We start from the raw sequence: 16,828 nt of genomic DNA, 5'->3' as shown, positions 1-16,828 counted from the left end.
CGATTAGACAAAGTCAATAATTATATTCAGGTTTAAGGGGTGGGTTTTGTAGAAAACTATCCAATTAAAAAGTTGTCTCATTCGATCGTCTATTTTCAACGATTATTCCCAAATTGATTATATTTGCGCCTCTTTAGTGGGGCCCATAGCTCAGTTGGTTAGAGCAAATGACTCATAATCATTAGGCCCAAGGTTCAAGTCCTTGTGGGCCCACTTTTTTAACATCTCTTTTTATTATTGCGCAAAGTGGCTGAGTGGGTTAGAGAAAATGTCTCTCCCACTCTAAGGGCGATATCCCACAATTTTGCGGTAGCCTAAAGTTCAAGTCCCAACGCCCACCTTTTCACCTCCAACGTTCATCCATGGCTTTATCTCGTCGAGGATATAAGTCATTAGCAGTACTTTTAACAAGAAGTATCAACCAAACTATAAACATGAATAAAATAATATACCTTCTCATCATAATTGCCGTTGCAGGTTGTAATTCTAATATAAAACAACAGCCCACAGCATCCAATCCATCTCTGGCTACCCTGCTGGAAGAATACTATAATGAAAGAATGCAATTGTTGCCCCTCGAGGCGACTGCTAATGGGGATGACCGTTACAACGACCTGCTTCCTGCCGACTTTACCGATAGTTATCGAGCCAAATTGAAAGATTTTTTTACCCGCTACAAAAATGCCATCGGCAAATTTGATCCTGTTACTTTAAATGATAATGATACGAAGAGCTACCAGCTATTTACCTATGAAATGGACATGGGGCTGGCAGGACTGGAAGTAAATTTTTTGGGAAGTCCTGATAAATCGGACAATTCTTATATGCCATTTGATCAGTTTAATGGCGTACCGCTTTTGCTGGGTCAGATGGGTTCCGGGTCGGGCAATCAACCTTTTAAAACTGTGAAGGATTATGATAACTGGTTACTGAGAGCAGGTGCTTTTTCGGCCTGGGCTGATAGTGCCATAGTTTATTTTAAAAAAGGAATTACCCGAAATGAAGTACTACCGAGGGCCGTTGTACTAAAAATGATTCCGCAAATGCAAGACCTGGTGACCACCGATGCCACCAAAAGTTTGTTTTATGGCCCGGTGACTTTGATGCCAGCCACATTTGGTGAAGCAGATAAAAAAAGATTGACTGCCGCGTATATGGAAATGATCAACCATACGATAGTACCTTCTTATAAAAAGCTTGGTGATTTTTTACAAAATGAATACCTGGCTAAAGCAAGAAGTACCACGGGTATCAATGCGTTGCCCGGTGGAGATAAATTATACACTTACCTGGTAAAGTTCTGGACTACCACCAACAAAACGCCTGAAGAAATATATCAAACCGGACTGTCAGAAGTAAAGCGCATCAAAACCGCCATGGAGGAAACAAAGGCTCAGGTGCATTTTGAAGGCAGTCTTGATTCCTTTTTTACTTTTATGAAAGAGGATAAACAATTCATGCCCTATAAAACTGCCGAAGAAGTGCTGGCAGCTACAAGGGATATTGAGACAAGGATCGAACCCAATCTTAAAAAAATGTTTACCCTTACCCCAAAAACAAAATTCGAAATCAGGCAAACAGAAGCATTTCGCGCAGCCAGTGCCAGTGCCGAATATTATCCTGGCCTGCCCGATGGTACCCGACCGGGTATTTATTATATCCCCATTGTAGATGCCACCAAATTCAATGTCACGGCCGGCATGGAAAGCACTTTCCTGCATGAAGCTTTGCCAGGCCATCATTACCAGACCAGTATTCAGATTGAAAACACGGACCTGCCATCTTTTCGCCGTTTTATTTGGTATGGCGCCTATGGAGAAGGCTATGCTTTGTATTGTGAAAGTTTGGGTAAAGAACTCGGATTGTACACCGACCCGTATCAGTATATGGGAGCATTGGGTGATGAGATGCATCGGGCCATTAGGTTGGTAGTGGATGTGGCCATGCACACCGGTAAAATGACCAGAGAACAAGCCATCGCATACTCGATGGAAAATGAAGCCATCAGTGAAGAAGGAGCCATCGCAGAGATCGAACGATATATGGTTTATCCCGGGCAGGCATTGAGTTATAAAACCGGTGCTTTAAAGATTTGGGAGCTTAGAAATAAATACAGCCGCTTGTTAGGTGATAAATTCAGTCTTGCTGCATTTCATACTGAATATTTAAAAGATGGGTGTATGCCTTTGGAAATACTGGAAAAATCAATGGATGAATGGGCAAAGAAACAATGATGCCCGATAAATTGAGATAAAAAATTTCAATTTATTGTCTCCCCACTTCACTTAGATCATATTCAACATCTTCTGCGTCGCCTTGATCGCTGATACCGTCTGATCACTATCCAATCCGTGGGTCTTAAACTCGCGACCATTGGTGATCTTCCAGGTGATGATGGTCTCGCAGAGTGCGTCTGATTTGCCTCCGGGAGGGATATGCACATTATAATCGGATAGCGTAGGTAGCTCTTTTGCTTTGAGACCATAAACCTTTTTGAGTGCATTCATGAAGGCATCATACTGACCATCACCAAAAGCTTGCTCTTCGTAGGATTCACCTTCGATGCAGATTTTGAGCGAAACGCACGGTTTTAGATCTTTGGCATGAGTGAGTACGTAGTTGCTGATATTGACTTTTTCTTCGGTTTCATCCGAGTCGAGGATATCAGAGATGATGTAGGGTAGATCTGCCTGTGTGACGGTCTCCTTACGATCGCCCAGCTCTATGATTCGTTGGGTGACTTTTTTAAGATCTTCTTCGGGAAGGGTGATACCAAGTTCTTTGAGATTGTTTTCGATATTGGCTTTACCGCTCATTTTGCCCAGGGCATACATCCTCTGTCTGCCAAACCGCTCCGGCAGCAAAGCATTAAAATAAAGTCCATTTTTTTTGTCCCCATCTGCATGGATACCTGCTGTCTGGGTGAATACATTTTCCCCTACGATGGGTTTATTTGCCGGGACCCTGAATCCGGTAAAGGTCTCTACCAATTTGCTCACTGAATACAGAGACATCTCATCGACGGAAGTCTCCACTTCAGGCATATAATCATTCAATACTGCTACTACACTCGCCAGGGAGGCGTTGCCTGCGCGCTCTCCCATGCCGTTGACCGTCAGATGCAGGCCATGAATGCCGGCTTTGACAGCTTCGAGTGCATTGGCGGTACCGAGATCATAATCATTGTGCCCATGAAAATCAAAATGAATACCCGGATAACTATGGATCAAGAGAGATACAAATTCAAAGGTTTCCTGAGGTATGAGTACCCCCAGGGTATCGGGCAATAAGATTCGCTGGATGGGTTGATTTTTTAAAAACTCGACGAACCTGAGCACATAATCCCGAGAATGACGCATACCATTACTCCAGTCTTCCAGGTAGATATTGCTTTTTAAACCCAATTTTGCTGCTTTGTCCAGGACCTCAGCGATCTCACCAAAATGTTGGGCTTCTGATTTATGGAGTTGGTGGGTCAGGTGATTTAAAGAGCCTTTAGTGAGAAGATTCATCACCTTGGCGCCAGCCTTCTCCATCCATTGGATCGAAGCAATCCCATCGACGAAGGTGAGTACTTCTATCCTGTCAAGGTAATCATGCTCTGATGCCCAATAGGTGACTTTTTTGACTGCTTCCATTTCTCCCTGTGACACCCTGGCGGAGGCTATTTCGATGCGATCTACATTTACCTCCGTTAAAAGTACCTGGGCAATCGTTAGTTTTTCGATTGCAGAAAAAGAGACTCCACTGGTCTGCTCACCATCTCTAAGGGTGGTGTCCATGATCTCGATATGTCGTCTGGTCACAGTCATTATATTGTCAGGCCATTTGAGTCGTGGCAAAAGCCTTGATATCTTCTTTCATAGCCTGGAGATAATCTATATCATCATAACCATGAGTCATATTATGTTTTTTATAGGTGTTGATGGTGAAACTTTCTTGTTCGCCAGTCGAGAGGATGGTCACCATCTGAGCTGGAAGGTCGATCACAAATTCATTGTTTGGATTTTCCTCAATGCTTTTAAATATTTTGTCCAGAAAGTCTTCACTCACGGTCACTGGCAACAGGCCAATATTCATGGAGTTACCCTTAAAGATATCTGCAAAAAAACTGGAGATCACCGCCCTGAATCCATAGTCGTAGATGGCCCAGGCGGCATGCTCCCGGCTACTGCCACTGCCAAAATTTTTACCACCAATCAGGATTTTTCCTCTATAAGTCGGGTTATTCAGGACGAAGTCTGATTTTGGGCTATTATCGGGGTTGTATCTCCAGTCCCTAAACAGATTATCGCCAAATCCCTTGCGCTCGGTTGCTTTAAGAAATCTAGCAGGGATGATCTGATCTGTATCTACATTTTCTATCGGCATAGGAACCGCCGTGCTGCGCAATACTGTAAATTTATCGTAAGCCATTTCTATTATAATTCTTGAAAGTTGAATATTAATTGTCGCTCATTAAAGTCCTCGGATCAGTCACTACGCCGGTCACAGCTGCTGCTGCGGCTACCAGTGGACTAGCCAGCATCGTCCTGGCACCTGGTCCCTGGCGACCTTCAAAATTGCGGTTGCTGGTACTGACGGCATATTTGCCTGCAGGGATCTTATCATCGTTCATCGCCAGGCAAGCAGAGCAACCAGGTTGTCTAAGACTGAATCCTGCTTCGTGCAGGATGTCGAGGATGCCTTCGTCTTTGATTTGTTGTTCGACGATATGGGATCCGGGTACTACCCAGGCGGTTACATGATCAGCTTTTTTCCTTCCCTTGATGATGGAAGCAAAGGCTCTGAAATCTTCTATCCGACCATTGGTGCAGCTACCTATAAACACGTAATCGACTTTTTTGCCAATCATGTTATCACCTTCATGAAAATCCATATAAGCCAGTGATTTGTCATAAGATGCTTTTGATCCATCCATCGAGGATGCCAGCGGTACTCCTTGTGAAATACCTACACCCATACCTGGATTGGTACCATAAGTGATCATTGGTTCTATATCAGCTGCATCAAAATGATACTCTTTGTCAAACACAGCGTCATCATCTGTTTTTAAGGTCTTCCAATAGGTGACTGCTTTGTCCCAATCAGCGCCTTTGGGCGATTTTTCCCTTCCCCGGAGATAATTAAAGGTAGTCTCATCCGGTGCGATCATGCCACCACGCGCACCCATCTCAATACTCATATTACACACAGTCATGCGACCCTCCATAGACATATCTTCGAATACATTGCCGGCATATTCTACAAAGTATCCTGTAGCACCACTGGCAGTAGTCCTGGAGATAATATAAAGGATCACATCCTTGGGCATCACTCCTTTGGAGAGCTTACCATTGACGAGGATACGCATTTTTTTAGCTTTTGGCTGCATGATGCATTGTGAAGAAAGCACCATCTCTACTTCTGAAGTCCCGATACCAAAGGCGATGGCTCCAAAAGCACCGTGGGTCGAGGTATGGGAATCGCCACATACAATCGTCATACCCGGCTGAGTGATGCCGTTTTCTGGTCCGATGACATGGACTATACCGTTTTTGGGATTGTTGAGCCCCCAATGAGTAATACCATATTTTGTCGTATTGGTCTCCAGCGCGAGCAACTGATTGGCAGAGAGTGGGTCCTGGACAGGAAGGTGCTGGTTGATCGTGGGTGTATTATGATCAGCAGTGGCAAATGTTCGCTGGGGATACAAGACCTTGAGGCCCCTTTGCTCCAGGCTGAGAAAAGCTACCGGGCTGGTGACTTCGTGAATAAAATGACGATCGATAAACAGGATATCGGGTCCATCCTCGATCTTGCGGACTACGTGAGAGTCCCATACTTTGTCAAAAAGAGTACTCATAAAAAGGATATGGGTTTAAATTGCTTTACAGTACAAAAATGATGAATAAAGCCAATACTATATCCTCAAATACTGGGGAAACTACGGTATGTAACTTCAGCTCTTATAGTTGATTAAAAATGGCATGTGTAATGTTTTTTATATCAATGTATTAAGTTCACTTTCGATAATAATTTTGATTTTTTAAAATATTAGCTGGTGTCATATGGGAAGTCTCGTAGTCATGGTCAAAAAGCAAATGAAGTATAAAAAAATTTATTTTTGTTAAAAAAACTATTGTTAGATATGGCCTACTCAACCAAAATACTCCCTCACTACACATTCGACGATTGGAAGCTTTGGGAAGGTAATTGGGAACTGCACGAAGGTCATCCTATTGCAATGAGTCCACATGCAGTCCCCAGGCATCAAGAAGTGGCAGCTTCGCTCATGGCTGAGTTTCATACAGCACTTAAAGCATGCAAAACATGTACAGTATATGATACCCTGGATTATAAAATAAGTGAGGGCAGTGGCTCCGGATGTACTGATAGTATGTCAGACAATTAATAAAAAATATCTTGATTTCCCTCCAACCTTAGTGATTGAAATACTTTCTCCCAGCACTGCACTTCGCGATGGGCACTCTAAATTTGAGATCTATGAAAATCAAGGCATAAAATATTACCTAATCATAGATGCTGTAAATAACGAAGCGGAGAACTATGAACTAAAAGATCATCGATATATGAGGGTCGATGGTCCTGATTGTATCTACTTGTTTGAATTCGATCCTGAAGGTAGGAAAGCCCGCATCAATTTTAATGAAATTTGGTAAAGCCTCAGATCTGGGAGCCGTAAATGTTTTTAAATAAACTCTTTAAGCGCTCACGAACCCGGCCAATCTGTCAAAAGTAGAACCCCATCCGTTGTAGAATCCCATTTTCTCCTGCTGGCGGCAATATTCTTCAGTAGGATGTACTACATTAAAGGTAAAATGTGTTTGATCTGCATCTTCTTCAAAAAGTGCCTGGATCTCTACGCCTTCGGTCATGGGTTTGAAGTCAGCTGACGAAATTATTTTTTTAAACTCTTCTATTTCAGAATAGATGCCTTCGGTGATGAATTCCATTCCATTAGGCATATCCATGGTATACTTCCATTTACCGCCGACTTTAAAATCGTGTTCTACGACTTTGACCACCATACCCTTTGGGCCCCACCATTGTGCGATATGATCCGGTTCTGTCCAGGCACGCCACACAATACTTACCGGTGCATCAAATGTCCTTTTTAAGGATAAGGTTCGATTACTTGCTTCATTCATTTCACTCATTTTTTTTAGTTTGATTTTTTAATTTGTTTAAATAGTTTTCAAAGGAATCCAGTTTGTCTTCCCATATTTTTTGGTACGGTTCCATCCAGACGAATGCTGGTACCAGGCTTTTAGATTGGATCGCATAGATTTGTTCTCTTCCTTCTTTAGTGATATTGACGATCCCGCATTCTTTGAGGATTTTTAGATGTTTGGAGATGGCAGGGCGGCTGATGTCAAAATGTTGAGCTACCTCATTGACTGTAAGCGTCTCCTTAGAAAGTAAGTCAATGATATCCCTTCTTACAGGGTCGGCTATAGCTTGAAAAACATCTCTCCTCATTGAATAGGTAACTGATCGGTTACAAATATATAGGTAATCGATCGGTTACGCAAATAAATTTTTCGTGTGGTGGATAGCAGGTGGCGCCTTTCGGGCCGCCTCCTGCTTTGTGGGTTTGTAGCAGGCGGCACCTTCCGAGGTTTGTAGCAGGCGGCGCCTTTCAGGCCGCCTCCTGCTTTGTGGGTTTGTAGCAGGTGGCGCCTTCCAGGCCTCCTCCTGCTTTGTGCGTTTATAAAGGCAATCTCCTTGTGCATCGAAGTTTAATCCTAATTTTACACCAGTGAAACTTAAGCCATTATTAGCCTATACTTCGAGGGGACTATACTGTGCGATCGCAGATGTCTATATCGATCCACACAAACCTGTATCCAAAGCCATCATTACACACGGACATAGCGATCATGCTACGCCGGGTCACCGCTACTACTTGTGTACTCCTATGACAGGAGCTATCATCAAGTTTAGACTAGGCGGTTTTATCCAGACCCAGATCTTGCCGTTTGGAGAAACACTTTCTATCAACCAGGTACAGTTTAGTTTTCATCCGGCCGGACATATACCCGGATCAGCACAGGTGAAGGTAGAATACAAAGGAGAGGTATGGGTAGTGACCGGTGATTACAAAACAGAGATCGATCCGGTGAGCGGTACTTATGAATCTATCCCCTGTCATACCCTGATTACCGAGACTACTTTTGCCCTACCGATCTATCAGTGGAGGCCCCAGGAATTCATCTTCCGGGATATATTGGCATGGCATGCGAAAAATAAAAGCGAGGGCAAGACAACGGTACTGCTGGCATATGCCCTGGGAAAATCACAACGCCTGATAGCAAGTATTCCACCTGAGATACCGGTGTACACCCATGGTTCCATAGAGAGTACCAATGAGGTCTTGAGATCATCAGGTCTTCCATTAAGACCCACCATCAAAGTATCTTCCAAAATCAGTAAAAAAGAAATCCAAAAAGGAATCACCATCGCCCCGGGATCTGTATTGAATTCTCCCTGGATCCGGAGTCTGCAACAACCTGTGACTGCCAATATATCAGGATGGATGACGCTTAGAGGCAATATTAAAAGACAGACAGCAGATCAGGGATTTGCTTTGTCAGATCATGTGGATTGGACTGCTCTCAATCAAGTGGTGGAATCAAGTGGAGCAGAAAATATAGGATTGACTCACGGCTATACTGTGGAGTATGCACAATGGCTCCAATCACGAGGAAAAAATACTTTTATCCTTCCGGAAACGAATGCACTGAATCCTGCCAACCTGGAGGCCTCACTTTCTGAAGAAGACTAATAATCGGATGCAAAAATTTATTACACTTTACAAAAATTTAAATTCTACGGAGGACGAACTTTCCAGAACAACCATAGTGCAAGGTTATCTGTCAGAATTGTCGGATGTAGAAAAAAAACCTGCTATTTCTTTATTGCTTAACCAAAAAAAATATACCCTTTTATCCACATCCTACCTGGTGCATCTGGCCGAAGAATATAAAAACTACCCCCTGTGGTTATTAAAAAGGTGTAATGAGTCAGTAAAAGATTGGTCAGAAACTATCAGCCTGATTGTAATGAAGCCGGATCTGCCTGCTCCCCAAGATATTACGCTACATGATTGGCTGGATCATATCCACTCCCTGGCTCTAAAAAAAGGCAGTGCAGACGAAGACATCAGGCGATATATCTTTGATCAATGGCAGACGCTCGATACGGATACTCTTTATGTTTTTCACAAACTCATCACCGGAAGCTGGAAAGCACTGTTTTCTCCTTTGGACTTATCAAAGGTTTTAGCGGCTGCTTATAAAACAGATATAGCCTTGATCGGCATGAGGATCAATGATTATTTATATGGAGCGTATGGTTTTGATGCATTGATCGATCCTGTCTGGACGGAGGCTGAAGATGCAGTCAGACCTTATGCTTTTACCAAACCTTTACTCCTGGATCAGCCACTCGATAGTCTCGGCCACCCTGCTCAGTGGATTGTCGAGCCTTTTATCCATGGCCTGAAGGTCCAGATTCATAAACGAACAGATAAAATCATGATATGGGCTGAAGACCAGTATTGGCTCCATACCATAGATAAAAGTTTGAAAAAAACTCTGGACGCACTACCCGGCCATTGTATCCTCGAAGCTATCATCGTCTCTTCCGATCCACCAGGAAAGAAAGTAGAAAAAGAGGTGAATATGGATAATCTCATAGGTACGGATATCATCCTCTGGGATAGTCTTCCTCAAGACACGATCGGAGATCTCCTCACCAGAAAATCAAAATTAACTCAATGGGCAGAAGAGCAGGAGCAATCATGGCCAGCTACTATTCCCCATCAGACTTTCCTGTCCTGGGACCTGGTAAAAAATGTGCCGCTCTCCGCCGGTCATGTAGCAAAACATGGCTTGCATAGCCTCAACAGCCCGCTATGGTATCGACTGAAACCGCCACCGGTAGTGATCCTAACAGCGCTGATGTATGCAGAGCTGCCCAACCAGACCATGGAAGCAGATTTTGAACTTACCCTTGGCCTCAAAGACCCGGACGACACCCTGGTGCCGGTAGTGAAGCTATCCTCTTCAAGCTTGTCTGACTCTAAAAAAACCAGTCTCTATTACTGGATTCAAAACAATACGGTCAAAAGATTCGGGCCGGTGAGATTGTTACGCCAGGGCCAGGTATTTAAAATATCCTTCGAGCGCGTTGAAATCAATAAGAAGGTAAAAGCAGGACTAAAACTAGTGCATGTAGAGATCCTGGATATTTATCAAACTGCAGATCTGGAAAAGGTGGATAGTATGGATGTTTTTGAGAGAAACTAAAAAACACAGCGAAAGCGCCTTTTTAAAAATACTGTATGCAGAGAGCCCTGACACTTCGGGAGTGTAAGGCACTCATAGAGTTTGATTTTTAGGTATTTATTTAAACCCTATCCGTAACCTTAACATCCTATCTATCTATACTGTCACCGTTTTCTGAAGCGCATGTCGAAAACCGCCCTGCCCAAAGCAGACTCGGACTCCAGGAGCTCAGAAAGTATACTAAAATGATTAACCCCGGGCAACACAAGTGGAGTGATATGTCCATTTGAGGGACTCCATCGATCATATAAGTCTTTTTGCTGACAGTGGTATTCGTCAGACTCGGCGCCTCCAACTGCAAGGATAAGGGGTATAGTGATAGGTTGGTACTGGATAGGACTGCATCTGATAGCAGTCTCAATGCTCATATCTATCGGCCCATTGACATGAGATCGTTGGATAGGGATCAGGTCATACAGCCCACTGAGTGCACAGATGCCTCGCAGGGTGATCCCAGGGGGATGATATGGATGTGTCATCATCATAGTCGCCAGATGGCCACCGGCCGAATGTCCGCAAAGGTAGATTTGATCAGGATCGCCGCCAAAGTCTTGTATATGATCATGAACCCAGGTGATGGCGGCTCGTACCGATTCCACGATCTGCCCCATCGTCACCACAGGTGCCAACGGATATCCAATGATCACGGTACATAAGTCCCGGGGCACAAAAGCCTGTGCCATAAAACTAAAATCTGTTTTGTCCATCATCTGCCAGTAGCCTCCATGGATAAATATCATAGTCGGGCTCTTAGGCTTAGCTGATGGATAGATATCTAATTTCTCCGCTGCCAGATGGCCATACTCAAGGTCCCGGAAAACGGTATAGGAGGTCTGGGTCTCTACATTGAGGCGAGCCCAGAGGTCAAAATAATCCTGATATCCTGGTACCAGCTCCCGATTGTTGTACTGGTGGTTAAGGGCTGCCTGGTCATACTGTTTGTAGATATACATATATATGGTTTCGAGGCTAGGGGTTATCCTTTACGCAGTTTGCCTAAAGCCGTCCTCGCCTCTGAGGTCATTATCAGGTGGCCGCTGATCGCAGCTCTAGCATGGAGCAGCTCTTGCCAGTCCGGGCTACCAGACCAAAGCATGCGTTTAATACCCTGCAAGGCCTGTCGACTATAGCCTGACCATTCCTCCAGTTTGTGGGAGATGGCCTGATCGAGGGCTGGCAGGTCGGGTGTCACTTCGTCATAGAGTCCAATAGTCTCTGCGAGCGAGGCAGGCATCCACTGATTTGGAGAGAGAGACATATGCCCGAAGGCAGCTACCCCGATTTTGCGTTCGATAGCCGGGCCCACAACGAATGGACCTATGCCATTCAGGAGTTCACTCAACCGGAGCTGGGCACTTTCGTTGGCGATCACAAAGTCTGCTGTTGCGATGATACCCAGACCGCCTCCTATGGTTTTTCCCTGCACGCGGCAAAGGATCAGGTGCGGGCTCGCGCGCATAATGAGGATCAATCTCGCAAACCGGTAAAAAAAAGCAGTCCCGCTAGCTTCGTCTTCTATGGCGAGCAGTTCCTGTAAGTTGGCGCCTGCACAAAAGGTTTTATCTCCCGCACTTTGAATCAGGATCATTTTGAGGGTAGGATCCTGATCGAGTGACTGGATATGATCTGCCATCTGATCCAGCATGGTAGAGGACATAGCATTGTGTACCGGAGAGCTGAACTCAAGGGTGGCTACGGCAGGAGTACGGGTGAGGTTGCAGAAGGAGTCAAGGTCAGCCATGGGTTCAAAGGTCGTAATTATAATGGAGGTATAATACTGCAAAAATGGTTTTCTGTCTTCAAATCAACTGACGAAGACAAGGTTCGTACTACCTACTCCTTAAGTAAGAAATTCATGACTAAGTTTGCATTGTAAAAAAATATTTTTTTTAACACCAGAATATCCAATAGATTGGGCAAAGCCCTTGCTCAATCTATCATCTAAATTGAAGATATTGTAATTAGAACTTTTCGTATACAAATGCCGGTAAATGTTTGTAACAACTCACCTAAGAAGAATCATTCGATATGACTTTGGATGTCATTAAAGCATATTAAATAGATGAACCGGACAATTGTACCTTTATCATTTAGAAAACCGCCACCACAAGCAATGCCAGAAGGTGGCAAAGCCACAAATGGCTGGTGGAATATGAAAAAGAAAATAACTTGATTTTCAGCTATGCTTTAACATTCAATAATAACGCAACTTTAGAAACAATAACGATATAACTAATGAAACAAACCATTTTAGGTTCAGGGGGTGCGATAGGCATCGAACTGGCAAAAGCGCTAACGACATATACCACTGATATACGGTTAGTGAGCCGCAACCCGAAGAAAGTAAATCCTAATGATGAAGTGTTTCCGGCAGACCTTACTAATCGCGAAGATATTTTTAAAGCTATAGAAGGCAGCGAAATAGTTTATGTTACAGTGGGTTTTGCTTACAACAGTAAGGTATGGCAAAAGTTATGGACGCCGTTTATCAGGAATGTAATAGATGCCTGCATTCAACACCACGCGAAATTAGTGTTCTTCGATAACGTGTACGCCATTGGAGGTGATAATGTAAAGCATATCACAGAGGATTCGCCAATCAGTCCGAGTAGTAAAAAGGGGGAAGTAAGAGCTGAAGTGGATCGGCTGATTTTAGAGGCCATTGATAAAATGGATTTGAAAGCCATCATTGCCCGATCGGCTGATTTCTTCAGCGAAGTAAAAGGCAATAGTATGGTAATGAACTTGATCTACGATAACCTTGTCAAAGGGAAAAAAGCACAATGGCTTGGTGATGCCAGTAATATTCACAGTATAGGTTATACTCCCGACCTTGCCAAAGGGACTGCTATACTTGGCAATACCCCGGATGCTTATAATCAGATATGGAACCTGCCCACCGATCCTGAAAAAATAACCGGCGAAGGCTGGGTAAATCTATTTGCTAAAGAAATGAACACAAGCAATAAATACCAGACACTGCCAAATTGGCTGTTAAAAATTTTGGGATTATTTATTCCCGTAATGAAGGAATTACCGGAGATGAACTACCAATATGATCGTGATTATTTTTTCGATAGTTCAAAGTTTAATAAGCGATTTAACTATACCCCCACTAAAAACGCAATGGCAGTAAAACAAACCGTTGACAAATTAAAAAACAACGAATCGTAAGCACTGTATTTCGACATTATAGAATTATTGGATTATGATCTATTGAAGCCATTTCTGTGAGGTAGCATAACAACAGGTGTTAGCCCTATTAAAAACTTGATTGATAAAACCTTTGATGCTAGCCTCCATAAATCATTTTTGATTATTTTTGACTAAAATGAAAAAGGAATTGTCATCAAAACAACTTGAAGAACTACTCCTTACCTTAAAAACCCGCTTTGAAAAAAATAAGGACCGGCATAAAGGGATAGAGTGGGCTAAGGTGGAGGCAAGGTTGGGATCTAATACAGATAGACTGTGGTCACTCCATGAAATGGAAAAAACAGGTGGCGAGCCAGATGTAGTAGGTCATGATAAAAAATCTGGCGAATATTTTTTCTATGATTGTTCACCGGAGAGTCCAAGGGATCGCCGAAGCCTTTGTTATGACCGCGAAGCATTACAATCAAGGAAAGAAAATAAACCGAAAAATAATGTTTTGGATATGGCGGCCAGCATGGGCATAGAGCTCTTATCTGAAGAACAGTATAGAGCCTTGCAGCAACTTGGAAATTTCGATACAAAAACTTCGAGCTGGGTCAAGACACCTGCTGCTATCAGAAAACTTGGCGGAGCCATTTTTTGTGATCGGCGATATGACACGGTATTCGTGTATCACAATGGTGCAGAGTCGTATTATGCTTCCAGGGCTTTCCGCGGCTCCCTAAAAGTCTAAAATTTCCCTATCCCTGTTCTATGTCAAAAAGCAGAATGAATCCTTAGTCGGAATTCTACTTTCTTCAAGCCGGAATCAAATAAAATGACGGGAAGAATAACATTGATTTTGAAGGATCTTTCCTGATTGTGTTTGGACCAAAGAATTGAATTTCGCATGTCCTTGAAATACCATGAAAAAAAAATCGTTTTGATACAAGTGTTTAAAAGGTAGGTGTCCGTTTGTTTCATTCTCCAACGCTGACATTCTTCAAGCCGTAATCCGTTAGCTATTGGATCACTGTAACGAATTATACTCTAAAGAATATTTTTTTCTTCCACAACCACCAACACATACCCCATTCCAATACAAAAATGCAGAGTGAACTGATGATCGCTGAAAGTGCTGGCGGACTGTTCACGATATTCATCAAACCTGTAGCGATAGCAGTGATATATCCATTAAACCATCTTGAACCGATGATCTCAAAAAACAGGTAGATAAACATGGAGTTCATGCCCAGGATGGTAAAAAATCGAACATAATTACGGTGATCCTTGAGGTCGATCCACCAATAAAACCAAGCCAAACCGGCCAGACACCACCCCAGAGAGCTCAAAGTAAAAGAGCTGGTTGCTATTCTTTTGATGATCGGAGTCAATCCTGAAAGATCAATGAGATAGCCCATGGCGAGGCAAACCAGGGCTCCATACACAATACTCTTTAATGCCTGGCCCCGCTGGCTGATCAATAACTTTCCGGTCAGAGCTCCGGCGATGGTATGTACAGCAGTAGGGATACAATTGATTGCGACCCAACCCCCACCATTGATTTTATTCATCAGGACCAGGTCCATCCAATTGCCAAAATTATGTTGATCAGTAAAAGGCTGATCAAAACCAGGGATACCTGTAAATCGGTAAAGGATCTCTGTAAGTATTAATAAGCCTGTGCAAAATGCGATTTGATAACTGGCCTTCCAATTAAAGATCAAAAAAGCAACCAGGATGGTAAAAGACAATTGTGTCAGGACATCCCAAAGCTCAAATGAAAGCCCCGAGGGCCGAACAGCATAGTCGAGAACACCCCAGAAAAATAACCAGCCGCAGCGCTTCAAGGTCTTTTTAAATGACTGGCTCCAGGTGAATCCTTTTTCACGTTGCGATTTTAGGGAATAAGCCAGAGAAATGCCGGCCATATACATAAATGCCGGCTGAATCAAATCCCAAAACCGCAACCCATGCCAGGGATGATGAAAAAATTGTTTGAGAAAACCATGAGCTAAACCTCCTTCCCGGGTCATTTCTATCAAATGTTCATAGAGTCCGGTACTCTCCAAAGCCAATAAGGTCATGATGACTCCACGGTACACATCCAGCGATAACAAGCGGTCTTTTACTGCAACCATATTTTTTAAAATTATTTCTTGAAAATAGATAATTCGTTTAGCATTGCGAGTGTATTTTTTTAAAAACTTGATTTCGAAAAGGCGGCTATGGCACTTAAGCGGTAGTTATTTTTGATCTCATCACCAACTAATTGAAAGAATAATTCGTTTTTGGGATTATGTACAGGATGTCGTTTTTTTTATTAATTCTATTTTTGATCTCTTGTGATAAAGATGAAGCTGGGCAATCTGTATGTTATACGTTGATAGAGCGGCAGTGTGCGATGGACCCCTACAATGCCTATTTTAAAGACATAAAAAATGCGGATGACAGAATAAGGGCTATCAAAGACTACCTTCAGGATAAAGAAATCTCCCCAGTAAATATAACAGCTAACCCCCTTTCTATGGATGCAGTTTGCCTGGCCTGCATATGCCCAAATGGAAATAGTTATCGATTGACTTTGGAAGTGAAAGACACTATTAGGCTATTAGCTTTAGATTTATTATTGGTTCACGTAGATTGTGCCAAGTAATGTGACTTTAAGTACATTGAGGCATATAAGTCGATTCCAATAATTAGGAGGTATAGCCTGAGTTCAGAGAGAAAAGTTTGCCATCATTATGTGTGGAACTACTTTGCTCTTACCTTTGCATAAACTATGTATAGGCCCATTCTTTTTGTAACAACCATTCTTCTTTGTAGCTTGACAGCACATCTACGATGTCAATCATCGAGTCCGGTGACGGGCAAAGTAGCCAATCCAGCTTTTGATCAGACTATTTCCTCGATGATATCCTTTTCTGTTCCGATCCTGTCTGTCAAGGAAGCCAAAGTCATGGAACAGGTGACCTACCTTGATGCCCGCGAACCTGCCGAGTTTGACACCAGCCATATCCCCGGAGCAGTATTCATTGGTTTCGATCATTGGGATAGCCAGGCAGTCCAGGCTCTACCTAAAGACCACACGCTCGTGGTATATTGTTCTATTGGCTATCGCAGTGAAAAAATAGCTGGCAAACTAAAAAAAATGGGCTTTCAAAATGTATACAACTTGTATGGTAGCATATTTGAGTGGGCCAATGAAGGCAATTCATTAGTAAGCAATAATAATACCCCCACGCTCAAATTGCATACCTACAATAAAAAATGGGGCAAATGGGTAGACAACCCCTCCATCCAAAAGGTCTGGTAGGTTACATTTCATTATTTTTACGATC

Annotated in this window: 17 protein-coding genes and 1 tRNA gene; 10 read left to right on the top strand and 8 right to left on the bottom strand. The window is 43.1% G+C overall.

Annotation, left to right across the window (positions count from 1 at the left end):
• The first annotated feature begins 139 nt into the window (after window positions 1-139).
• Both IPJ09_12035 and IPJ09_12030 read left to right on the top strand, forming a co-directional pair.
• Window positions 140-213 (top strand) — tRNA-Ile (locus IPJ09_12035).
• A 221-nt stretch (window positions 214-434) separates the two neighbouring features.
• Window positions 435-2,234 carry a DUF885 domain-containing protein gene (locus IPJ09_12030; protein MBK7372145.1) on the top strand — a complete coding sequence of 600 codons (1,800 nt, stop codon included), beginning with the start codon at window positions 435-437 and terminating at the stop codon, window positions 2,232-2,234.
• Window positions 2,235-2,285: 51 nt separating this feature from the next.
• Here the strand turns inward: IPJ09_12030 and IPJ09_12025 are convergent, their stop codons facing one another.
• The 3 genes from IPJ09_12025 to leuC are packed head-to-tail and all read right to left on the bottom strand — an operon-like array spanning window position 2,286 to window position 5,845.
• On the bottom strand, window positions 2,286-3,806 hold the full coding sequence (locus tag IPJ09_12025) for a 2-isopropylmalate synthase (GenBank protein ID MBK7372144.1): 1,521 nt from the start codon (window positions 3,804-3,806) through the stop codon (window positions 2,286-2,288).
• 13 nt (window positions 3,807-3,819) lie between these two features.
• Window positions 3,820-4,416, bottom strand: coding sequence for a 3-isopropylmalate dehydratase small subunit (leuD, locus tag IPJ09_12020; GenBank protein ID MBK7372143.1), 597 nt, complete (start codon window positions 4,414-4,416; stop codon window positions 3,820-3,822).
• A gap of 28 nt (window positions 4,417-4,444) precedes the next feature.
• Window positions 4,445-5,845 (bottom strand): 3-isopropylmalate dehydratase large subunit, encoded by a 1,401-nt coding sequence (gene leuC, locus IPJ09_12015; protein MBK7372142.1) that lies wholly within the window; start codon window positions 5,843-5,845, stop codon window positions 4,445-4,447.
• 285 nt (window positions 5,846-6,130) lie between these two features.
• Here leuC and IPJ09_12010 point away from each other — a divergent pair, with 285 nt between their 5' ends.
• Entirely contained in the window at window positions 6,131-6,394 is a 264-nt protein-coding gene (locus IPJ09_12010) for a Uma2 family endonuclease (GenBank protein MBK7372141.1), read from the top strand.
• Entirely contained in the window at window positions 6,357-6,662 is a 306-nt protein-coding gene (locus tag IPJ09_12005) for a Uma2 family endonuclease (protein MBK7372140.1), read from the top strand. The genes IPJ09_12010 and IPJ09_12005 overlap by 38 nt, the downstream gene beginning before the upstream one ends.
• A gap of 42 nt (window positions 6,663-6,704) precedes the next feature.
• Here the strand turns inward: IPJ09_12005 and IPJ09_12000 are convergent, their stop codons facing one another.
• Window positions 6,705-7,160, bottom strand: a complete 456-nt coding sequence (locus IPJ09_12000; GenBank protein ID MBK7372139.1) for an SRPBCC domain-containing protein — start codon at window positions 7,158-7,160, stop codon at window positions 6,705-6,707.
• Window positions 7,153-7,482: a winged helix-turn-helix transcriptional regulator gene (locus tag IPJ09_11995; protein MBK7372138.1), complete on the bottom strand. Its 330-nt coding sequence runs from the start codon at window positions 7,480-7,482 to the stop codon at window positions 7,153-7,155. The genes IPJ09_12000 and IPJ09_11995 overlap by 8 nt, the downstream gene beginning before the upstream one ends.
• Window positions 7,483-7,762: 280 nt before the next feature.
• Here IPJ09_11995 and IPJ09_11990 point away from each other — a divergent pair, with 280 nt between their 5' ends.
• Both IPJ09_11990 and IPJ09_11985 read left to right on the top strand, forming a co-directional pair.
• A complete protein-coding gene (locus IPJ09_11990) occupies window positions 7,763-8,788 on the top strand; it encodes a ligase-associated DNA damage response exonuclease (GenBank protein MBK7372137.1) in 1,026 nt (341 codons plus the stop codon).
• Between the two features lie 7 nt (window positions 8,789-8,795).
• Window positions 8,796-10,313 (top strand): hypothetical protein, encoded by a 1,518-nt coding sequence (locus IPJ09_11985; protein MBK7372136.1) that lies wholly within the window; start codon window positions 8,796-8,798, stop codon window positions 10,311-10,313.
• Window positions 10,314-10,456: 143 nt separating this feature from the next.
• On the opposite strand, the gene IPJ09_11980 is transcribed toward IPJ09_11985, so the two are convergent.
• Both IPJ09_11980 and IPJ09_11975 read right to left on the bottom strand, forming a co-directional pair.
• Entirely contained in the window at window positions 10,457-11,305 is an 849-nt protein-coding gene (locus IPJ09_11980) for an alpha/beta hydrolase (GenBank protein ID MBK7372135.1), read from the bottom strand.
• 23 nt (window positions 11,306-11,328) lie between these two features.
• Window positions 11,329-12,093, bottom strand: coding sequence for an enoyl-CoA hydratase/isomerase family protein (locus IPJ09_11975; protein ID MBK7372134.1), 765 nt, complete (start codon window positions 12,091-12,093; stop codon window positions 11,329-11,331).
• Window positions 12,094-12,587: 494 nt separating this feature from the next.
• Here IPJ09_11975 and IPJ09_11970 point away from each other — a divergent pair, with 494 nt between their 5' ends.
• On the top strand, window positions 12,588-13,526 hold the full coding sequence (locus tag IPJ09_11970; GenBank protein ID MBK7372133.1) for an NAD-dependent epimerase/dehydratase family protein: 939 nt from the start codon (window positions 12,588-12,590) through the stop codon (window positions 13,524-13,526).
• A 148-nt stretch (window positions 13,527-13,674) separates the two neighbouring features.
• Complete coding sequence (locus tag IPJ09_11965) at window positions 13,675-14,241, top strand: DUF4256 domain-containing protein (GenBank protein MBK7372132.1); 567 nt, start codon at window positions 13,675-13,677, stop codon at window positions 14,239-14,241.
• A gap of 289 nt (window positions 14,242-14,530) precedes the next feature.
• Here the strand turns inward: IPJ09_11965 and IPJ09_11960 are convergent, their stop codons facing one another.
• The gene (locus tag IPJ09_11960; GenBank protein MBK7372131.1) at window positions 14,531-15,607 is read right to left on the bottom strand and encodes a DUF5009 domain-containing protein; all 1,077 of its coding nucleotides are present in this window, start codon (window positions 15,605-15,607) and stop codon (window positions 14,531-14,533) included.
• A 215-nt stretch (window positions 15,608-15,822) separates the two neighbouring features.
• Here IPJ09_11960 and IPJ09_11955 point away from each other — a divergent pair, with 215 nt between their 5' ends.
• Together IPJ09_11955 and IPJ09_11950 are read left to right on the top strand one after the other, a co-directional pair.
• The gene (locus IPJ09_11955; protein MBK7372130.1) at window positions 15,823-16,143 is read left to right on the top strand and encodes a hypothetical protein; all 321 of its coding nucleotides are present in this window, start codon (window positions 15,823-15,825) and stop codon (window positions 16,141-16,143) included.
• A 171-nt stretch (window positions 16,144-16,314) separates the two neighbouring features.
• Window positions 16,315-16,803, top strand: a complete 489-nt coding sequence (locus IPJ09_11950) for a rhodanese-like domain-containing protein (GenBank protein MBK7372129.1) — start codon at window positions 16,315-16,317, stop codon at window positions 16,801-16,803.
• Window positions 16,804-16,828: the final 25 nt, after the last annotated feature.

The organism is Saprospiraceae bacterium (assembly GCA_016709995.1).
Lineage (GTDB): Bacteria > Bacteroidota > Bacteroidia > Chitinophagales > Saprospiraceae > JADJLQ01.
Note: the sequence above shows the minus strand (reverse complement) of the source record. Positions and strands in the feature narration are given on the sequence as shown.

Coding starts and splice junctions, on each gene's coding strand:
- IPJ09_12010 (MBK7372141.1), top strand. CDS start 6,131: ATGGCCTACTCAACCAAAATACTCCCTCACTACACATTCGACGATTGG.
- IPJ09_12000 (MBK7372139.1), bottom strand. CDS start 7,160: ATGAGTGAAATGAATGAAGCAAGTAATCGAACCTTATCCTTAAAAAGG.
- IPJ09_12030 (MBK7372145.1), top strand. CDS start 435: ATGAATAAAATAATATACCTTCTCATCATAATTGCCGTTGCAGGTTGT.
- IPJ09_11995 (MBK7372138.1), bottom strand. CDS start 7,482: ATGAGGAGAGATGTTTTTCAAGCTATAGCCGACCCTGTAAGAAGGGAT.
- IPJ09_11980 (MBK7372135.1), bottom strand. CDS start 11,305: ATGTATATCTACAAACAGTATGACCAGGCAGCCCTTAACCACCAGTAC.
- IPJ09_11970 (MBK7372133.1), top strand. CDS start 12,588: ATGAAACAAACCATTTTAGGTTCAGGGGGTGCGATAGGCATCGAACTG.
- IPJ09_11985 (MBK7372136.1), top strand. CDS start 8,796: ATGCAAAAATTTATTACACTTTACAAAAATTTAAATTCTACGGAGGAC.
- leuC (MBK7372142.1), bottom strand. CDS start 5,845: ATGAGTACTCTTTTTGACAAAGTATGGGACTCTCACGTAGTCCGCAAG.
- leuD (MBK7372143.1), bottom strand. CDS start 4,416: ATGGCTTACGATAAATTTACAGTATTGCGCAGCACGGCGGTTCCTATG.
- IPJ09_11975 (MBK7372134.1), bottom strand. CDS start 12,093: ATGGCTGACCTTGACTCCTTCTGCAACCTCACCCGTACTCCTGCCGTA.